Genomic DNA, 18,752 nt, shown 5'->3' on the forward strand with positions numbered 1-18,752 from the left:
GTCAGGGGTCACGCGGTCCCGTCGGCGCCGCCGTCGTGTCCTTCGGGGTTGGAGCCGCCGTCGGCTGGGCCCTCTCCACCGGCTGTGCCGTCGGCGCCGCCGTCGTGTCCTTCGGGATTGGAGCCGCCGTCGGCTGGGCCCTCTCCACCGGCTGTGCCGTCGGCGCCGCCGTCGTGACCTTCAGGGTTCGAACCGCCGTCAGCGGTCCCTTCGCCGCCTGCGCCCGAGGTGGTCATGTCGTCATCGTCGAGTGCCATGTCGATCCCTTCCGTAGGGGCTGTGGTCTGGAGGGAGTTGCCCCGGACGGTGCCGACGAAACCCCGCGAAACTATGGTCGAGCGGTGACGATCTCCTACGACGAGTCGCTGCGCGAGCGGATCGAAGCGAACCTGTCCGGACACGACCGTCGCGCCGTGAGCGATCCGACGAAACGCCACGCCGCGGTCGCCGTCGTGCTCGTCGACTCCGAGGTCGGCGAGGACAGAGTGGATCCTGTCGACGTCGACGGCTGGAACGACGGGCGAGGAATGCCCGACGCTCGGCTCGACGGCCGGATGGTCGACGTCTCCGGTGGCGCCGCTTTCTTCCTGTGCCGCAGGGCATCCAGGTTGACGTCGCACGCCGCGCAGTGGGCGCTGCCCGGCGGTCGGCTGGACCCGGGCGAGACCGTGGTCGACGCCGCGTTGCGCGAGCTCGACGAGGAGGTCGGTGTCAGGCTGCCGGATTCGGCGGTGTTGGGTCTGCTCGACGACTACCCGACGCGGTCCGGATACGTCATCACCCCGGTGGTGATCTGGGGCGGGGGACGGCTCGACCCGCGGCCTGCGCCCGAGGAGGTCGTCGCGGTGTACCGGGTCGGCCTGCATCAGCTGCAGCGCCCCGACTCTCCGCGGTTCATCGACATCCCGGAGAGCCCACGGCCGGTCGTGCAGGTCCCGCTGGGCAACGACCTGATCCACGCGCCGACCGGCGCCGTGCTTCTGCAATTGCGCTGGCTGTGTCTGGAGGGCCGTCACGATCCGGTCGACGAACTCGAGCAACCGGTCTTCGCATGGAAGTAGGACGAGCACAATGCGGATGGAGCCACATGGATGGGCAAGCCGGGCCGAAGGCGGGTACCCGGCCGGCAACCGCACGAGAGGAACGGGGTAGACCGTGAAATTGGCGCTGAGTGACGAGGACGCGGCATTCCGCGAGGAGCTGCGACGGTTCTATACCTCCGAGATTCCCGAGGACATCCGCGAGCGGGGCAAAACCGGGCACTCGAAGTTCCCCGAGGACATGGTCACCAGCCAGCGAATCCTGCATGCCAACGGCCTGGCCGTACCGAACTGGCCGGTCGAGTGGGGTGGCAAGGACTGGACGCCGCTGCAGCGACAGATCTGGCTCGACGAGATGCAGCTGGCCGGTGTCCCCGAACCGCTGGCGTTCAACACCAAGATGGTGGGCCCGGTGATCGCCCAGTTCGGCTCACAGGCCATGAAAGAACGCTTCCTGCCGCCGACGGCCAACATCGACATCTGGTGGTGTCAGGGCTTCTCCGAACCGGAGGCCGGCTCCGACCTCGCGTCGCTGCGGACCACGGCCGTCCGCGACGGGGACACCTACGTCGTCAACGGCCAGAAGACCTGGACGACGCTCGGTCAGTACGCCGACTGGATCTTCCTGCTGGCTCGCACCAACCCGGATGCGCCCAAGCGCCAGGCCGGCATCTCGTTCCTGTTGGCCGAGATGTCGACGCCGGGCATCACGCTGCGCCCGATCGAGTTGATCGACGGCAGCTACGAGGTCAACGAGGTCTTCTTCGAGGACGTGCGAATCCCGGCCGATCAACTCGTCGGCGAGGAGAACCAGGGCTGGACCTACGCCAAGTTCCTGCTCGGCAACGAGCGCACCGGCATCGCCCGAATCGGGCTGACCAAACTGTGGATGGCACAGGTGAAGGAACACGCCGCCAAGCTCGAGGTCAACGGCACACCGCTGCTGGAGGACCCGCTGTTCGCGGCTCGGGTGGCCGAGATCGAAACCGGGCTGCTCGCGCTGGAGCTCACGCAGATGCGGGTCAGCGGATCCGAGGCCGACGGTAAGCCCAACCCCGCGTCGTCGATCCTCAAGCTGCGCGGCAGCCAGTTGCAGCAGGCCGCCACCGAGCTGTTCGTCGAGGTGGCCGGGCCGGCGGCGCTGCCGTTCGATGCCGGTGATATCGACGTGCCGACCTGGGCGAAGGACGCCGCGCCCCGCTACTTGAACTATCGGAAGACGTCGATCTACGGCGGTACCAACGAGGTTCAACGCAACATCATCGCTTCGACCATCCTGGGATTGTGAGCCTGCCGTGGATTTCGACCTGACCGAGGAACAGCAACTACTGCGCGACGTCACCCGCGACGTGCTGACGGGCCGCGAAAGCGTCCGGCCCGAGGGGGAACCCGGCTGGAGCCGCGAGGTGTGGGGCCAACTGGCCGAGGTGGGCATCCTCGGGCTCGGCTTCGACCCGACGGAGGCCGGCCAGATCGAGGTGATGGTGGTGCTGACCGAGATCGGCAAACGGCTTGCGCCCGAACCGGTCGCGCAGGCCGCGATGGTCCCCGGCGCCCTGATCGCCGAGGTGGGCAGCGACCAGCAGAAGGAGATCCTGGACGCGGTGGCGAGCGGTGAGACGCTGCTGGCCTTTGCCCATGCGGAGCCCGGATCGCGGCTGCCGTCCGCCGAACCCGCCACGCGCGCGGAGCAGAGCGGCGATGCGTGGACGCTCACCGGGCGTAAAAATCCCGTACTGGCCGGCGACACCGCCGACACGATCGTTGTCACCGCGGCGCTGCCAGGCGGCGGCGTGGGGCTGTTCGTCGTTGACGGCGCGGCGGTGGATCGGGCGCCGTATCGGACGTTCGACGGCCGCGGTGGTGCACAGCTCGAGTTCGACTCCACACCCGCCGAACCTCTTGGCGGGGGCGGGGATGCGACCGAACACGTCGCGCGAACGGTCATCCGCTATCAGTCGGCGCTGTGCTCGGAGGCGGTCGGAGCGATGGAGGAAGCGCTGCGGCTCACCACCGAATACCTCACCAGCCGAAAGCAATTCGGCGTTCCGTTGAGCAAGTTCCAGACGCTGACGCAACGTGCGGCAGACATGTACGTCTCGCTCGAACTCGCGCGCAGCATGAACTACTACGCCGCGATGACGATCGCCGACGGCAGGTTCGACCCGGTGATCGCCGCACGGGCCAAGTTCCAGATCGGGCGCTCGGGCCGGCATATCGCGCAGGAGGCGATCCAGCTGCACGGCGGTATCGGGATGACCGCGGAGTATCCCGTAGGCCATTACGCGGCGCGACTCACGGCCATCGACAACACGTTCGGTACCACCGACGACCAGCTCCGCACGCTGATCGAGCACGTCGGCGACTACGGAACGGTCTCGCTGTAACACCTGCGATTACGGTGCGCTACCAGTCGCGAATCGATCGGTAGCGCACGAAAGCCACTGAAAGGCGCCATGTTCATCGTCATCTTGGGCACGGTGCTCGCTCTCATGCACGCCTACTTGTGGAAGCGCCTGATCAAGGACACCACCCGGCCGGGCAGGGTCCGCTGGATACTGAGCGCCGTCTTCGCCGGGTTGGCGGGGCTGCTGCTCGCGGCGCTGTTCCTACCCCGGCTGACCGGTCCGGTCGACGCGGGCTGGTACACCTGGCCCGGCTATGTGTGGTTCGGGCTGGCCGCATACCTGCTGCTGATGCTGCTGGTGCTTGAACCCGTGCGGCTCGCGCTGCGGCGGTGGGTCCGCCAGGCGCCGGCGGCGACACCCGAGGACCCGAACGGGTTGAGCCGCCGGTTGTTCCTGGCCCGCGCGAGCGCCGTGGCCGCGGGTGCCGCGTCGGTGGGTCTGGTCGGCGTCGGTACGGCCACCGCGCTGGGACCGCCGGACGTGCTGCGGGTGCCGGTGCGGCTGCGCAACCTGGACCCGGCGTTTCGTGGGTTTCGCGTCGCGGTGGTGTCCGACATCCACCTCGGACCCCTGGCAGGCAGGGCGCACACCGCGCGGATCGTCGACATGATCAACGAGACCGCCCCCGACCTCGTCGCGATCGTCGGTGACGTCGTCGATGGTTCCGTCGCCGAACTCGGCCCGGCCGCAGCTCCTTTGGGCGATCTGACCGCCCGCGAGGGCTCCTTCTTCGTCACCGGGAACCACGAATACTTCGTCGACGACACATTGGAATGGCTCCGCGAGATGGAGCGATTGGGCATTCAACCGCTGCGCAACGAGAACACCCCGATCCGCCGTGGCGGTGCGGTTCTCAACCTGGCGGGGGTCAACGACGTTGCCGGCGAACGAGTCTCGGACGGACCGGATTTCGACCGCGCGTTGGCAGGGGTATCCGCTGACGGGCCGACGATGCTGCTTGCGCACCAGCCGGTGCTCGTCGAGGAGGCCGCCGCGCGCGGGGTCGACCTTCAGCTGTCCGGGCACACCCACGGCGGGCAGATGTGGCCGTTCCACTACGTCGTGCGCGCCGTGCAACCCGCGCTCGCGGGCCTGTCGACCGTCGAGGACACCCAGTTGTACGTGACCCGCGGCGCCGGCTACTGGGGTCCGCCAGTGCGCATCGGAGCCCCGCCGGACATCACGGTGCTGACGCTGGAGCAGTAACCCCTCTGGTACGGCCGTACCAGGAAGCAGCGCGGCAGGTACCTAGACTGCTCCCATGACGTCGCGTCCCGTACCGCACGACGGACTGCTGCGGATCGAGGACTGCCTGGACGCCGACGACCAGGTTGCGGTGCCCGCCGGGGTGAACCTGATCTCGCTGATCGACCGCAACATCGCCAACGTCGGCGAGGCACCTGCCTACCGCTACCTCGACCACACCGGAGACGGGCGGGTCGTCGAGCTCACCTGGAAACAACTCGGCGTACGCCTGCGAGCCGTCGCCGCGAGCCTGCAACGCGTGACCCAGAGGGGTGACCGCGTCGCAATCCTGGCGCCGCAGGGACTCGACTACGTCGTCGCCTTCTTCGGTGCGATCAAAGCGGGCGCGATCGCGGTCCCGCTGTTCGCGCCCGAACTACAGGGCCACGCACAACGACTGGAGACCGCGCTGCGCGATTGCGAACCGTCGGTCGTGGTGACTACGGCGGCCGCGGCCGCGAACGTGCGCAGCTTCCTGTCCGGTCTCGACGGCGTGCCGACTCCGCGCGTCGTCGTTCTCGACGACATCGGCGTGACAGGCGATTTCGAGCCGGTGGAGCTGCCGCTCGACGCCGTATCCCATCTGCAGTACACCTCGGGCGCGACGCGATCCCCGGCCGGAGTCGAGATCACGCACCGGGCGGTCGGCACGAACCTGATCCAGATGATCCTGTCCATCGACCTCCTCGACCGAAAAGTTCACGGGGTCAGCTGGTTACCGCTGTTTCACGACATGGGTCTTTCGATGATCGGGTTCCCCGCCGTGTACGGCGGACATTCGACGCTGATGTCGCCCACCGCCTTCATCCGACGCCCGCAACGCTGGCTCAGGGCATTGTCGGACGGGTCGCGCGAAGGCCGCGTGGTCACGGCGGCACCGAATTTCGCTTACGAATACGCCGCCCAACGCGGCCGACCCGCAGAAGGCGACGCCCTCGACCTGAGCAAGGCGGTGCTGATCATCGGCTCGGAGCCCGTCAGCATCGACGCGATCACCGCCTTCAACGACGCGTTCACGCCATACGGGTTGCCGCCGAACGCGTTCCGGCCGTCCTACGGAATCGCCGAGGCCACACTGTTCGTCGCGACCATCGAACCCGACGCCCACGCCGCCGCGGTACACCTCGACCGTGCGCAGCTCAGCGCGGGCCGCGCGGTGCCCGTCGCCGCCGACTCGCCCGACGCGGTGGCCCATGTGTCGTGCGGGAAGGTGGCGCGCAGTCAGTGGGCCGTCATCGTCGATCCCGACACCGGCGCCGAACTGCCCGACGGAAGTGTCGGTGAGATCTGGCTGCACGGGGCCAACCTCGGGCGCGGCTACTGGGGTCGACCGGACGAGTCGCGCCACGCCTTCGAGGCCCGGCTCGCGTCCCGGATCATACCCGCCAGCCACGCGGAAGGCGTTGCCGAGGAAGCGAACTGGCTGCGTACCGGCGATCTCGGCGTCTACCACGACGGTGAGCTGTTCGTCACTGGACGGCGCGCCGATCTGATCGTCATCGACGGCAGACACCACTATCCGCAGGACATCGAGTCGACCGCCGAAGGCGCCTCGGCGATGACACGAGCCGGACACGTCACCGCGTTCACCGTCCCCGCACCCCACGGTGCAGCCCTCGTGATCGTCGCCGAACGCGCGACAGGAACCGCTCGCAACGATCCCGCACGGGAGATCGACGCGATCCGCTCCGATGTGCTTGCGCGGCACGGTATCCCGGTCGCCGACATCCGGTTCGTCGCGGCCGGCGTCATTCCGCGCACGACCAGCGGCAAGCTGGCCCGCGGTGCCTGCCGCCGCGAGTACCTCGATGGCAAGCTGAAAGACTAGCGAACGCCGAGCTTCTCACGCACCATGTCCGCCAGGGAGCGGGCCGCGGACACCGGGCGGAAAGCGCGGGCGGCCGCGGTGAGCGCCTCCTGTGCCTCGGCGCTGAGCTCGATGTCGGCGGCTGCCACGTTGAACTCGAGTTGTTCGACGCTGGACGCGCCGGGGATCGCGACGACGCTCGGCAGGTGAATCAGCCACGCCAGCGCCACCTGCGCGGGTTTCGCGCCGACATCGGCGGCGACGTCGCGCAGCGTCTGCAGCAGCGGTTCGGCCCGCCGCAGGTTCTCGGTGCCGAACAGCGGGTTCGTCGCGCGCACGCCGCCGGGCCGGTTGTCGGGGCCGTACTTGCCGCCGAGCAGGCCCTGGGCCAGCGGACTGTAGGCGATCACGATGCGGTTCTCACGCTCGGCGAACGGCACCAGACGCTCGAGCGCCTGGGGATGCGCCAGCGAGAAGTGCACCTGATTGCTGATCACCGGTCGTCCGAGCGCGGTGTCGGCCCTCTGCCAGCGCGACAGCGAGTAGTTCGACACACCCGCCGCACCGATCACGCCGTCGTCGATCAGGTCGCGCATCCCCGGCATGATCACCGAATCGGGCACCACCGGGTTGGACTGGTGGATCTGATACAGCGGGATCTTTTGCAGCCCCAGCCGCCGCGCGCTGGCGTGCGCGCGCTGCTTGACCACCGCCGGGAACGGGGCGACCGGGAAGACCTTGCTGGCCACCGCCACGTCGGAGCGCTGGTCGCCCAGCGCCTCGCCGAGGATCCGCTCGCTCTTGCCGAAACCATAGATCTCGGCCGTGTCGAACAACGTGACGCCCAGCGCCAGCGAACGCTGCACGATTTCTCGCGCCGGACCGGCGGCGTAACTGTCGCCGTAGCCCCACTCCCGAGACCCGAACTGCCAGGTCCCAAGCCCAATGCGGCTTACCCGGCCCACTCCCTCGACCTCCAAGTACTTCACGGAGGCCACAGTACTGACGCTGCAAATCGATAACGATGGGTTTTGGCGCTCCGGGGCCGGGGTATGTGAGGCGCGCTGCAGAAAGTCGGCATGACACAAGTCTCGAAAGGCGTAGCGCATGCTCGAGTTCATCTGCCCCACATGCGGGCATTTCAGCCTCGAAGAGGTCGTTTGCGAGTCCTGCAGCGGCTGGGCCGGTGAGCCCGACCTGGCGATGGCCGGATGACCATGTCTCTTTACCGCTCGCTGCATCCGCTCGATCTCGTCATGGCCTCGACGCGGATGTACGCGTCGCTGCCCGTAGTCGGCAAGCACCTCGAGCCGTTTGCCGGCCTGACCGCGATGATGATGTACGGCCACCACTACGCTCCGGCAGCGCTACGCGGCATGGCCTCGCGCCGACTGAGCTCCGACGCCGCGGAGGCCGCGCCCGCCGATTTGCCCGGTGAGGCCATCTCGCCTTCGCGCGGGAGGCGGACGCCGCCCTACTTGCGGTTCCGCGCTCAGCGCCAGCGGTGCCTCTACCGCAGCTCGGTGCGCTACGGCGACCATCCCGCACAGCTGCTCGACGTCTGGCGGCTGCCCGACCTGCCGCCCGATGCGCCGGTGCTGCTGTTCGTCCCCGGCGGCGCGTGGGTGCATGGCTCCCGCGTCATGCAGGGCCACACGATGTTGCACCACCTGGTCAAGCAGGGCTGGGTCTGTCTGACCATGGACTACCGGGTGTCCCCGGTGAACCGCTGGCCCCGCCATATCGCCGACGTCAACGCCGCGATCGCGTGGGCGCGGGCCAACGTCGACAAGTTCGGCGGCGACCGGAACTTCGTCGCGGTCGCCGGCTGCTCCGCGGGCGGGCACCTGGCCTCCCTGGCGGCCCTCACTCCCGGCGACCCGAGGTTCCGCGGCGAGCTCACCGAGGACGCCGACACCACCGTGGACGCGGTGGTCGGGATCTACGGGCGCTACGACTGGCAGGACCGGTCGACGCCCACCCGCAAGAACTTCCAGAACTTCCTGGAGCGCGTTGTCGTCGGCCGCTCGCAGGCCAGGCACCCCGACGTGTTCGAGGCCGCCTCACCGCTGGCCCGCATCCACGCGGACGCGCCGCCGTTCTTCCTCATCCACGGGGAGCAGGACACCATCATCCCGGTCGGTGAGGCCCGCGTGTTCGCGGACAAGCTGAGCGCGGTGTCACGAAACCGGGTGGAGTACAGCGAGATTCGGCGTGCAGGGCACGCATTCGACCTCGTCGACTCGTCTCACGCGCGACGGCTGGCGGTCGAGGTCGGCAGATTCCTCAACGACGCCCGCGCCCGCCAACTCGAGGGCGAGACCGCCGCGGCCGTCTAACCCGTGCTGATCGGGCGCGATGCGGGAAGTCTTTCGGCATGCGCATCGTCATCACCGGGGCCTCCGGCAACGTCGGGACCGCGCTGCTGGGCGGCTGACCGAAAGCGACACCGGGCACGACATCGTCGGGGTGGTGCGGAGGCCGCCCGAGCCGACCGGCGTCTACGGGCGCATCCGCTGGCACAAACTCGACCTCGCCGACCCGGATGCGGCGACCCAGCTGCGCGGGGTCTTCGACGGCTCTGATGCCGTCGTCCACCTCGCGTGGGGGTTTCAGCCGACCCGCAACACCGAATACCTGAACAGCGTCGGCGTCGGCGGCACCACGTCCGTCCTCGAGGCGGCCCATGACGCGCGGGTCGGCCGGCTTGTGCACCAGTCGTCGGTGGGCGCGTACGCGCCGGGGCGCTACGGCCAGTACGTCGACGAGTCATGGCCGACCACCGGCATCCGGACATCGCCCTACAGCCGCGACAAGTCGGACGCGGAAGCACTGCTCGACGACTACGAACGCGAGAACGGCGAGGCGGGCGTCCCGATCGCGCGGACGCGCCCCGGCTTCATCGTGCAGCGCGCCGCGGCCAGCGGCCTGATGCGTTACGCGCTGCCTGGCTACGTGCCGATGCTCGCGGTTCCGCTGCTGCCCGTGTTGCCGCTCGACCGCCGCTTGTGCATCCCGCTGGTCCATGCAGACGATGTCGCCGACGCGCTGGCCAGGGTGGTTGAGCGTGGTGCCAGCGGGCCGTTCAACCTGGCGGCCGAACCGCCGGTGGGCCGCGAGCAGGTCGCCGAGGTGCTGAACGCCAAACCGGTCCACGTGCCGTCGGGGGTGCTCGGGGCTCTAGTCGACGTCAGCTGGCGGGCGCGGCTGCAGCCCATCGACCGGGGCTGGATCGACATGGCGTTCAGCGTTCCGCTGCTGGACTGCGGCCGCGCCCAGGCCGAACTCGAGTGGACCCCACGGTGGAATGCGGTCGACGCGCTCGCCGACGTCATCGGCGGGGTGTCTCAGGAGGCGCACACCGAGAGCCCGCCCCTGCGGCGCCGGTCGCTGATCGAACAGTTCCAACGCGACCTCACCAAGGGCTTGCTGACGACAAGACACCTGCCCTAGATGGCCGAGCACCACGAGTCCGTCGTCATCGTCGGCGCGGGTCCCTGCGGGCTGGCGATCGCACGTCAGCTCCGCCACGAGTGCGATGTTGATGCGCTCGTCGTCGACCGCGCCGACGCCGTCGCATCGGCGTGGCGCAACCGCTACGACGGGTTCCGGCTCAACACCTGCGGGTGGTGGTCGCATCTGCCCGGGCAGCGGATCCCACTGCGCTACGGGCGCTGGCCGACCCGCGACGACATGGTCGACTACTTCGACGACTATGTGCGCCGGCAGCACATCCGAGTGTCCTTGGGCCGCAACGTGGTTCGGGTCGACCGCGAGCCGCACGGTTGGCGGCTGGATACCGACGGTACGCCAATCACCGCGGCCGCCGTCGTCGTCGCGACCGGCAACTACCACACGCCTGCGCTGCCCGAGTGGACGGGAATCGAGGGGTTCACCGGTGAGGTGCTGCACTCCGAGCACTACCGCAACGCCGCGCCGTTCGCCGGCCGCGACGTCCTGGTGGCCGGCGCGGGGAACTCGGCGACCGACATCGCGCTGCAGCTCAGCGACGGAGTGGCCCGCCGCGTGTGGATGGCGGTGCGCACGCCCCCGCATCTCGTCCCGCGGTCGGCCGCCGGGATACCGGTCGACGCGTTCAGTGCGGCGTTCGAGCGCCTGCCGGTGCCGGTGTTGGATCAGGCGGCCGCATTGATGCGCAGGGTGTGGTTCGGAGACCTTCGCCGCCAGGGCCTCCCGGCACCCCGCAGCGGCATCTACACGGCGCTGTTGACCGACGAGCAGATCCCGACGATCGGCGACGAGCTCGTCCCGCATGTCAAAGCCGGGCACATCGAGATCGTCGCAGCAGTGGACTCGTTCGACGGTGACAGTGTGATGCTGTCCGACGGCAGCGCGCTGGCTCCCGACGTGGTGATCGCCGCGACCGGCTATCGGCGAGGACTGGAACCGCTCGTCGGCCACCACGGCGTGCTGGACGAGGCGGGCCGGCCGAAGGTCAACGGGCTTCCTTGTGCCGTGCCGGGGCTGTGGTTCGCCGGATACGACGAGCCGCTGATCGGGCCGCTGCGGTCCTTCCGGATGCAGGCCTCGCCGATCGCGCGCGACATCGCGGGCCATCTCTCGGGAAGTGACGAACATCATTGCCCGTCAACAAGATCAACTGCATCGGAGTGTGTCCGTCGTTCGTTGAACGAACCATGACCTCGACGGAGAACTCCGACGTCGTGCAGCGATGCACACCGACCGCCCTCGCCGACAGGCTGCTCGACATCAAGCGGATCTATCACGAGCCCGACATCGAACAGTTCCCCCGCGCACGTCAGGTGCTCGAGCGCTACCCGGATGCCGAGCGCATCGAGGTGCTGTCACATCAGGCGATACCGGGTCTGTACGGAAACGAGGGCAACGTCGAGGACTGGGTCCGCAACAAGCGGGAAATCCTGGTGCTGGGCGAGAAGAAGAGCTTGAGTGCGCGGCGTAACGAGCGGTCCAGCGACTGGATCGCACCGTCGACCGCGAACGGCTGCGCGATGGCGTGCTCCTACTGCTACGTCCCGCGCCGTAAGGGCTACGCCAACCCGATCACGGTGTTCACCAACATCGAGAAAATCACCCGATACCTCGAACGTCACGCCGCGCGGCAAGGTGTGAAGCCGCAACCGAACCAATGCGATCCCGTCGACTGGGTCTACGACATCGGCGAGAACAGCGACTGTTCGGTAGACGCGATGGTCTCCGACAACGTGCGCGATCTCGTCGAGTTGTTCGCGCGAATCCCCAACGCCAAGGCCAGCTTCGCGACCAAATTCGTCAACCGCGACCTGCTCGACTACGACCCGCGTGGCGGAACCCGCGTGCGGTTCAGCTTGATGCCGGCTGAGACGTCGCGGGTGCTCGATGTGCGCACGTCGAAGAGCGCTGAGCGGATCGCCGCGATCGACGCCTTCGTCGACGCCGGTTACGAAGTTCACTTGAACTTCAGTCCCGTTGTCGTCCACGAGAATTGGCTCGCCGACTGGGCGGAGCTGCTCGAGCAGGTCGCCGACGGGACGTCGGATCGTGCAAAGCAGCAGCTGGCCGCCGAGATCATCTTCCTGACCCACAACGAGGGCCTTCACGACGTCAACCTCGGCTGGCATCCCAAAGGGGAGGACCTGCTGTGGCGTCCAGATCTTCAACAGGTCAAGCGCAGCCAGAGCGGGCAGTGGAACGTGCGATACAAGTCGCCGTGGAAGGGCCGCTGGGTCGCCGAGCTGACCGACCTGATCGCCGCCAAGCTGCCGGCGTGCCGGGTGCGCTACGCGTTCTGATTTTGGTTCCTCAACTGCCGCGAGCGACCGCGCGCTGCCAGATGTGCGCGGCATGTCGCGTACAGACACGGTCGCTCGCGGGGGGATTTGGTCGGGGGCAGGGGATGAGTTCGTGAGCCGTCATCCGTTCTGGCGGACAGGAAGCTGTCGAACAAACGGAAGGCTCATCATGAAGATCGTGGTCATCGGCGGAACCGGCCTCATCGGTTCGAAACTGGTGCAGATACTGGACCGGCAGGGCCACGACACGGTGGCCGCGGCGCCGTCGACCGGCGTCAACACGTTCACCGGCGAGGGCCTGCGCGATGTGCTCGAAGGCGCCGACGTGGTTGTCGACGTGTCGAACTCGCCGCAGCTCGACGACTCGGCCCAAGAGTTCTTCCGGACCGCGACGAAGAACCTGCTCGACGCCGAAGAAGCCGCCGACGTCGGCCACCACGTCGCGTTGTCGGTGGTGGGCACCGACCAGATGGCCCCGCAGAGCGGCTACTTCCAGGCCAAACTCGACCAGGAACGGCTGATCAGCGACGGCCCGATCCCGTTCACGATCGTGCACGCCACGCAGTTCTTCGAGTTCCTGCAGACGCTCGCCGACTCGGCGACCGAGGGAGACACGGTGCGGATGCCACCGGTGTACTTTCAGCCGATGGCCGCCGCCGACGTCGCCGAAGGCCTCGCCATCGCCGCGGTGAACGAGCCGGTGAACCGCATCGTCGAGATCGGTGGACCGGTGGAGTTCCTGCTGCCCGACCTGACCCGGACCGCGCTGACCGCCCGCGGCGACACCCGCCAGGTTGTCGCCGATCCCTCGGCGAAGTACTGGGGCATCGACCTGGCCGAACGCACCCTGGTGCCCGGTGAGCGCGCGACGTTGTTCGGCACGCGCTTCGAGGACTGGATTCTGGCGGCCGCCGCCAGGGCCTGACCCCCACCCCTGCGGCGATTTGTGCACGTACGGGAGCGCTGACCGCTCCTGGATGTGCACAAACCGCGGTGTGGACCCGTCGGGGCGTGCCTCGTACGATCCAAGATCAGATCGGGTAAGCCGGCGACCGTCGCGGGTCCACCCAGAGCGCGGGTGGTGTCTATGTCTGGCCAGGGTGGAGCACAAGCCCTCCGTGGCCGTACCCACGAATGCGAAACGCTGAAGAACCTCGTCGCGACCGTGCGATCGGGCAGCTGCCAGGTGCTTGTCCTGCGCGGCGAGGCGGGCGTCGGTAAGACGGCCCTGCTCGACTACGTCTGCCAAACCGCATCGGGATTCCAGATCGTGCACGTCGCCGGTGTGGAGTCCGATATGGAACTCGCCTTCGCGGGCCTACAGCAGCTGTGCGCTCCACTGATGACGCACCTCGACGCGATGCCCGAACCGCAGCGCGAAGCCCTCAACGTCGCGTTCGGCCGCGGCATCGGGGAGACACCGGACCGGTTCCTCGTCGGCCTCGCCGTGTTGAGCATGCTGGCCGCCGCCGCCGACGAACAACCGGTTCTCTGCGTCATCGACGATGCGCAATGGCTGGACCAGGTTTCGGTGCAGACGCTCGGCTTCATCGCACGCCGCCTGCTCGCCGAACCCGTCGCGTTGGTGTTCGCCATCCGGGACCAGCCCGAACTGCTGGCCGGCCTGCCCGAGCTGCCGATCCACGGGCTGTCCGACACCGATGCGCGAGAACTGCTGGAGTCGGTCATGTTCGGCGGCATCGACCCCCGGGTGCGCGACCGCATCGTCGCCGAGACCCGCGGCATTCCGCTTGCCATCCTCGAGGTGCCGCGCAGCGTGTCGGCGACCGAACTGTCCGGCGGTTTCTGGATCTCGGGTAAACGCTCGTCGGCGGCAGCGGTCGAACAGGGTTTCATCCGCCGCATCGAGGCGCTGCCGCCGCCTACCCGGCAGCTACTGCTCATCGCCGCCGCCGAACCGATCGGCGACGCCGCGTTGTTTCTCGGCGCCGCAGCACAATTGGGCATCCCCGTCGACGATCTCGCACCGGCGGAGGCCGACGGCCTCATCGAGTTCGGCCCACGGATGCGGTTCCACCACCCGTTGATCCGCTCGGCCGCCTACCGTGCCGCGGAGTTGGCAGACCGCCGTGCCGTCCACCGCGCCCTCGCCGACGCCACCGACCCCGCCGTCGATCCGGACCGTCGCGCGTGGCATGCGGCCAACGCCGCGGCCGGCCCCGACGAGGCGATTGCCGCCGAGTTGGAGCACTCCGCTGCCCGCGCGCAGAGCAGGGGCGGGATGGCGGCGGCGGCAACGTTTTTGGAGCGCGCCACCGCGTTGACCTCCGACCCGCTTCTGCGCGGGGCCAGAGCGCTGGCCGCCGCTTACGCCAAACGGGATGCCGCGGCGTCGGGAGCTGCGCACGAACTCCTGGCGATCGCCGAACTCGGCCCGCTGACCGACCTGCAGCGGGCTCAGGTAGCGCGGCTACGGGCGCAGATGGACTTCGTCCGAAGCCGCGCCGGTGAAGCCGGTGCACCGCGACTGTCAGAGACCACACCACCACTTCTGGACGCTGCTCGCCGCCTCCATGGTGTCGACGGGTATTCGTCTCGAGAGAGTTATCTCGAGGCGATCGCGGCGTTGATGTACGCGGGCCGCCTCGGGGAGCCCGGTGCGCTGGTACGAGCCGCCGAGGATGCACGAGTCGCGCTGCAGGACGTCTCGGAACTGCCCCGCGCGATCGACCACCTGCTCAAGGGGGTGGCCGAACGGATCACCGGCGGGGTCGGACAGGGCTGGGCGGCGTTGCGGGCGGGGCTGGACGCGATGTGCGATCAAGCAGAGTCCGACGAGACCGCGGTCGGGCGCTGGCTGAAGGTTCCCGGATTCCCGATCCTGCAGGAGTCTTCGGCCCACGAACTGTGGGATGAACAGATCCTTCGTAAGTTGTCGACCGCCGCGGTGCGCTACGCCCGTTCGTCCGGGGCGCTCGCCGGACTGCCGCGCGCCCTCATCTACCGGGCCGGAGTTCACACCTTGGCCGGTGAATTCGCCGCGGCCGAACAGCTTCTCGAAGAGGCGGCCTCGATCACCGCGGCCACCGACCACAACTCCGCTGTTCGGTATCACTGGCTGTTGCTGATGGCATGGCGCGGTGACGTGGAGCAGGCGGGATCGCTGCTTGAAGGCGCCGCGGCCGACGGGATCGCCAGGGGCGAAGGCCGTGTGCTCGGGTTGACCGGCTATGCGACCGCGTTGTTGTACAACGGCCTCGGCCGCTACGAGGAGGCGCTCGCCGTTGCGCGGGAGGCTTGTGACTACGACGACTTCGGAATCCACGGGTGGTGTCTTTTCGAACTGGTCGAGGCGGCGACGCGCGCCGGAGCCGACGACGCGGCCAGGTGGGCCCTTGGCCGGCTCGAGGAGCGGGCGGGCGCCAGCGGCACCGACTGGGGACTCGGCGCGGTGGCCAACGCGCAGGCCCTGTTGGCCGACGACGACGACGCGGATCGACTGTTCGGCGAGTCCATCGAACGTCTGGACCGCGCAGGCATCGTCGTACACGTCGCGCGCGCCCGGCTGCTCTACGGCGAATGGCTGCGGCGGGCCAACCGGCGGATCGACGCGCGCCGCGAACTCACCGAAGCCCACGAGACATTCACGCGAATCGGCGCACAGGCCTTCGCCGAACGTGCGCGCCGCGAACTGGTGGCCACCGGGGAGAAGGTCCGCAAACAGCAGTCGCGGGCGGGCGGCAGTGAGCTGACCGCCCAGGAGGCCCAGATCGCCCGGCTCGCCGCTGACGGCCTGACGAATCAGGAGATCGGCGCCCAGCTGTTCATCAGCACGCACACCGTCGAGTGGCATCTGCGCAAGGTGTTCGTCAAGCTCGGGATCACCTCGCGCAGACAACTTCGCACCGTGTCGTGGGCGAGCTAGTCACTCGACCAGCTTGCCGTCCGCCGACACCGCACGCATCCTGCTGGCGATCTCGGCGGGAATGCCCGCGATAGCTTCGTGTTCGATCTGTCCGGGCCCGGACCACACCAGGTTGACGGTGAGTCGATCGTCCAAATCCGGATAGTCCGAGCGGTTGTGGCAGCCGCGGGTCTCACGTCGTTCCAGTGCGGTCTCGAGCGTGGCGCGCGCCGCGATGACGCTCGCCTTGAGGTCGAAGGCGTGGGCGAGGTCGTGGAAGCCCGCGATGTCGGGGTGTACGCCGACATCGGAAAGCCGCCGCTCGATGTCGTCGAGTTCGGTCAAACCTGTGCGCAGCCCGGTTTCGTCCCGCACCACGCCGGCATGCTCGGTCATCGCGTTGCGCAGCGCGCGCTGCAGGGACCGGACGTTCTCCTTACCGTTGCAGAACAGCACCTCGTCGACCTCGTCGCGGGCCGCGGAAGTGGCTGCCTTGGAGCGGATCTGGGCGTCCAGTCCGGATGAGTAGGCGGCGGCGGCCCGTCCGACGATTCTGCCGTAGACCAGGAGTTCGATGAGCGAGTTGCCGCCGAGGCGGTTGGCTCCGTGCAGGCCGCTGGACGCCTCACCGATGGCGTACAGCCCCGCGACGTCGGTGCTGTGGTCGTCGGGGCGAACCCACACCCCGCCCATCGAATAGTGTGCGGTCGGGGCGATTTCTATCGGTGTGGTGGTGATGTCGAGCAACTGCAGATCCATCAGAGTCTGGTAGACCCGCGGGAGTCGCTCCATGATCTGTGTCCGCGGCAAGTGCGAGACATCCAGCCACACCCCGCCGCGGGGCGTACCGCGCCCCTGCTTGATCTCCGTGTAGGCGGCGAGCGCGACGCGGTCGCGGGTGGACAGCTCCATGCGGTCGGGGTCGTAGCGCTTCATGAAGCGCTCGCCGAGGTCGTTGCGCAGAATCCCACCCTCTCCGCGAGCGGCCTCCGACACCAGCGTCCCGGCCGAGTCTTCGGGTTCGATCAGCCCGGACGGATGGAACTGCAAGAGTTCGGGGTCGCGGATCCGCCCACCGGCTTCGAGCGCCAATCGGAAAGAGTCCCCGGTGTTCTCGTCCCGTCGCGATGAGGTTCGCCGCCAGATCCGGGTGTGACCGCCTGCGGCGAGGATGACCGCGTCGCAGTGGATGGTGTAGCGGGTGCCGTCTCGAAGGTCGAAGCCGTATGCGCCGAAGATTGTGTTGTCCTGGACGAGGAGGCGGGTGATGTAGGCGGAGTCGAGGATCGGAATCGCCAGCTGCGTCGCCCTTTTGACCAGTGTGCGTTGCAGTTCCAGCCCGGTGTAGTCACCGGCGAACGCGGTGCGGCGGAACGTGTGGGCGCCGAAGAACCGCTGGGAGATCCGGCCGTCCTGCTCGCGGGCGAACGTCATCCCGAAGCGCTCCAGGTCCCGAATCGACTCGGCGGCACCCTCGGTCACGATCTGCACGGTGGCCGGATCGGCGAGCAGATAGCTCTCGGTCAGTGTGTCGGCCGCGTGCTGCTGCCAGCTGTCCTCGGGATCCATGGTGCCCAACGCCGCGTTGATGCCTCCCGCGGCCAACGTGGTGTGGGCGTCGCCCATGGGCCGCTTGCCGACAAGGAGAACGTCTCGACCTTGCTCTGCCAATTCGATCGCGGCACGCAGACCAGCACCACCGGTTCCGATCACCAGGACTGAGGTCGCGATCTGCCGCTCTGCACCGGTCATGTCAATAAGAACGGATGGCCGGTGACGAATCATCCGCGGAGTTCGTAGATCCCGGCGACCACGGGTGTTCAAGGGTTCGCCCGATCGCGGATCGGACGAGGCTGAAAGCACAGCCGAAAAGGCTGGTCACGAAAGGCGTGATCGTCAAAAAGCGGAGGAGCTATGGACGTCTACGACGCAGTCAAGAGCAGACGGGCGGTGCGGGGATTCACCGACGAACCCGTCCCCGTGGAGGTGCTCGAGCGGGTGCTCGACGCCGCCAGGTGGGCGCCGTCGGGATCCAACCTGCAGCCGTGGCGGATCTACGTCGTGACCGGCGAACCGCTGGAGCGGCTCAAGAAGCTCGCAACGGAGCGGGTGGCGGCGGGAGACCCGTGGGATGAGCGGGAGTACCAGCTGTATCCGCGCGAGCTGAAATCGCCATACGGCGAACGCCGATCGGAGTTCGGCAGGGAGCGCTACAGCGCGTTGGGCATCGAGCGCGAGGACTGGGAGGCCCGGCAGCGGGCGGCGATCGCGAACTGGGATTGCTTCGGCGCCCCCGCGGCCCTGTTCTGCTACATCGACCGGGATCTCGGTCGCCCGCAATGGGCCGATCTGGGGATGTACCTGCAGACCGTCATGCTGCTGCTGCGGGCCGAGGGCCTGCACAGCTGCCCGCAGATGGCTTGGTCCCAGGTCCGCGAGACCGTCGCGGACGTCGTGCAACCGCCCGACGAGCTGATGCTGTTCTGCGGTATGTCGATCGGCTACCAGGACCCCGGCGAGAGCTACATCCGCACCGGGCGCGCCCCGGTGGAGGAGACCGTCAGCTTCGTCGGCGCCTGACCCGGCCCCGCCGGTCGGCGGCCGCAATACCCCCCG

The 18,752-nt window shown here is 68.3% G+C and carries 14 protein-coding genes and 1 pseudogene; 12 read left to right on the forward strand and 3 right to left on the reverse strand.

All coding sequences use genetic code 11. The features are described from left to right. Positions 1–8: 8 nt before the first annotated feature. The gene (locus A5790_RS16550) at positions 9–257 is read right to left on the reverse strand and encodes a BatC protein (protein WP_066846371.1); all 249 of its coding nucleotides are present in this window, start codon (positions 255–257) and stop codon (positions 9–11) included. Between the two features lie 84 nt (positions 258–341). Here A5790_RS16550 and A5790_RS16555 point away from each other — a divergent pair, with 84 nt between their 5' ends. From A5790_RS16555 to A5790_RS16575, 5 genes are all read left to right on the forward strand, one after another. Further along, entirely contained in the window at positions 342–1,061 is a 720-nt protein-coding gene (locus A5790_RS16555; RefSeq protein WP_066846373.1) for a CoA pyrophosphatase, read from the forward strand. A 94-nt stretch (positions 1,062–1,155) separates the two neighbouring features. Further along, positions 1,156–2,328: an acyl-CoA dehydrogenase family protein gene (locus A5790_RS16560; protein ID WP_066846376.1), complete on the forward strand. Its 1,173-nt coding sequence runs from the start codon at positions 1,156–1,158 to the stop codon at positions 2,326–2,328. A 7-nt stretch (positions 2,329–2,335) separates the two neighbouring features. Continuing rightward, on the forward strand, positions 2,336–3,427 hold the full coding sequence (locus A5790_RS16565; protein ID WP_066846379.1) for an acyl-CoA dehydrogenase family protein: 1,092 nt from the start codon (positions 2,336–2,338) through the stop codon (positions 3,425–3,427). 69 nt (positions 3,428–3,496) lie between these two features. Beyond that, positions 3,497–4,654, forward strand: a complete 1,158-nt coding sequence (locus A5790_RS16570; protein WP_066846384.1) for a metallophosphoesterase — start codon at positions 3,497–3,499, stop codon at positions 4,652–4,654. Between the two features lie 55 nt (positions 4,655–4,709). After that, entirely contained in the window at positions 4,710–6,521 is a 1,812-nt protein-coding gene (locus A5790_RS16575; protein WP_066846390.1) for a fatty acyl-AMP ligase, read from the forward strand. Here the strand turns inward: A5790_RS16575 and A5790_RS16580 are convergent. Next, entirely contained in the window at positions 6,518–7,489 is a 972-nt protein-coding gene (locus tag A5790_RS16580; protein ID WP_066846517.1) for an aldo/keto reductase, read from the reverse strand. The two genes, A5790_RS16575 and A5790_RS16580, sit on opposite strands and share 4 nt — an antisense overlap. A gap of 222 nt (positions 7,490–7,711) precedes the next feature. Here A5790_RS16580 and A5790_RS16585 point away from each other — a divergent pair, with 222 nt between their 5' ends. The 6 genes and pseudogenes from A5790_RS16585 (at position 7,712) to A5790_RS16610 (ending at position 16,157) form a co-directional block, all read left to right on the forward strand. Continuing rightward, a complete protein-coding gene (locus tag A5790_RS16585; RefSeq protein WP_082961757.1) occupies positions 7,712–8,839 on the forward strand; it encodes an alpha/beta hydrolase in 1,128 nt (375 codons plus the stop codon). A gap of 38 nt (positions 8,840–8,877) precedes the next feature. Next, positions 8,878–9,953 (forward strand): annotated as a pseudogene (locus A5790_RS16590) (NAD-dependent epimerase/dehydratase family protein). After that, on the forward strand, positions 9,954–11,162 hold the full coding sequence (locus tag A5790_RS16595) for an NAD(P)/FAD-dependent oxidoreductase (RefSeq protein ID WP_082961758.1): 1,209 nt from the start codon (positions 9,954–9,956) through the stop codon (positions 11,160–11,162). Continuing rightward, the gene (locus tag A5790_RS16600) at positions 11,159–12,271 is read left to right on the forward strand and encodes a spore photoproduct lyase family protein (protein ID WP_066846392.1); all 1,113 of its coding nucleotides are present in this window, start codon (positions 11,159–11,161) and stop codon (positions 12,269–12,271) included. Before A5790_RS16595 ends, A5790_RS16600 begins: the two co-directional genes overlap by 4 nt. Before the next feature lie 169 nt (positions 12,272–12,440). After that, positions 12,441–13,196, forward strand: coding sequence for an SDR family oxidoreductase (locus A5790_RS16605; RefSeq protein WP_066846395.1), 756 nt, complete (start codon positions 12,441–12,443; stop codon positions 13,194–13,196). A 162-nt stretch (positions 13,197–13,358) separates the two neighbouring features. Beyond that, on the forward strand, positions 13,359–16,157 hold the full coding sequence (locus tag A5790_RS16610) for a LuxR family transcriptional regulator (protein WP_066846398.1): 2,799 nt from the start codon (positions 13,359–13,361) through the stop codon (positions 16,155–16,157). Here the strand turns inward: A5790_RS16610 and A5790_RS16615 are convergent, their stop codons facing one another. Then, positions 16,158–17,888, reverse strand: a complete 1,731-nt coding sequence (locus tag A5790_RS16615; RefSeq protein WP_066846401.1) for an FAD-dependent oxidoreductase — start codon at positions 17,886–17,888, stop codon at positions 16,158–16,160. A gap of 162 nt (positions 17,889–18,050) precedes the next feature. Between A5790_RS16615 and A5790_RS16620 the strand changes: the two genes are divergently transcribed. After that, positions 18,051–18,716: a nitroreductase gene (locus A5790_RS16620; protein ID WP_066846403.1), complete on the forward strand. Its 666-nt coding sequence runs from the start codon at positions 18,051–18,053 to the stop codon at positions 18,714–18,716. The last annotated feature ends 36 nt before the right edge of the window (positions 18,717–18,752 follow it).

This window comes from Mycobacterium sp. 852002-51152_SCH6134967 (genome assembly GCF_001667105.1).
Taxonomy (GTDB): domain Bacteria; phylum Actinomycetota; class Actinomycetes; order Mycobacteriales; family Mycobacteriaceae; genus Mycobacterium; species Mycobacterium neumannii_A.

Bases quoted from the DNA above. Each gene is read 5' to 3' on its own strand.
- A5790_RS16615 (WP_066846401.1), bottom strand. From the start codon at position 17,888: ATGACCGGTGCAGAGCGGCAGATCGCGACCTCAGTCCTGGTGATCGGA.
- A5790_RS16570 (WP_066846384.1), top strand. From the start codon at position 3,497: ATGTTCATCGTCATCTTGGGCACGGTGCTCGCTCTCATGCACGCCTAC.
- A5790_RS16575 (WP_066846390.1), top strand. From the start codon at position 4,710: ATGACGTCGCGTCCCGTACCGCACGACGGACTGCTGCGGATCGAGGAC.
- A5790_RS16550 (WP_066846371.1), bottom strand. From the start codon at position 257: ATGGCACTCGACGATGACGACATGACCACCTCGGGCGCAGGCGGCGAA.
- A5790_RS16605 (WP_066846395.1), top strand. From the start codon at position 12,441: ATGAAGATCGTGGTCATCGGCGGAACCGGCCTCATCGGTTCGAAACTG.
- A5790_RS16610 (WP_066846398.1), top strand. From the start codon at position 13,359: ATGTCTGGCCAGGGTGGAGCACAAGCCCTCCGTGGCCGTACCCACGAA.
- A5790_RS16595 (WP_082961758.1), top strand. From the start codon at position 9,954: ATGGCCGAGCACCACGAGTCCGTCGTCATCGTCGGCGCGGGTCCCTGC.
- A5790_RS16585 (WP_082961757.1), top strand. From the start codon at position 7,712: ATGACCATGTCTCTTTACCGCTCGCTGCATCCGCTCGATCTCGTCATG.
- A5790_RS16620 (WP_066846403.1), top strand. From the start codon at position 18,051: ATGGACGTCTACGACGCAGTCAAGAGCAGACGGGCGGTGCGGGGATTC.
- A5790_RS16600 (WP_066846392.1), top strand. From the start codon at position 11,159: ATGACCTCGACGGAGAACTCCGACGTCGTGCAGCGATGCACACCGACC.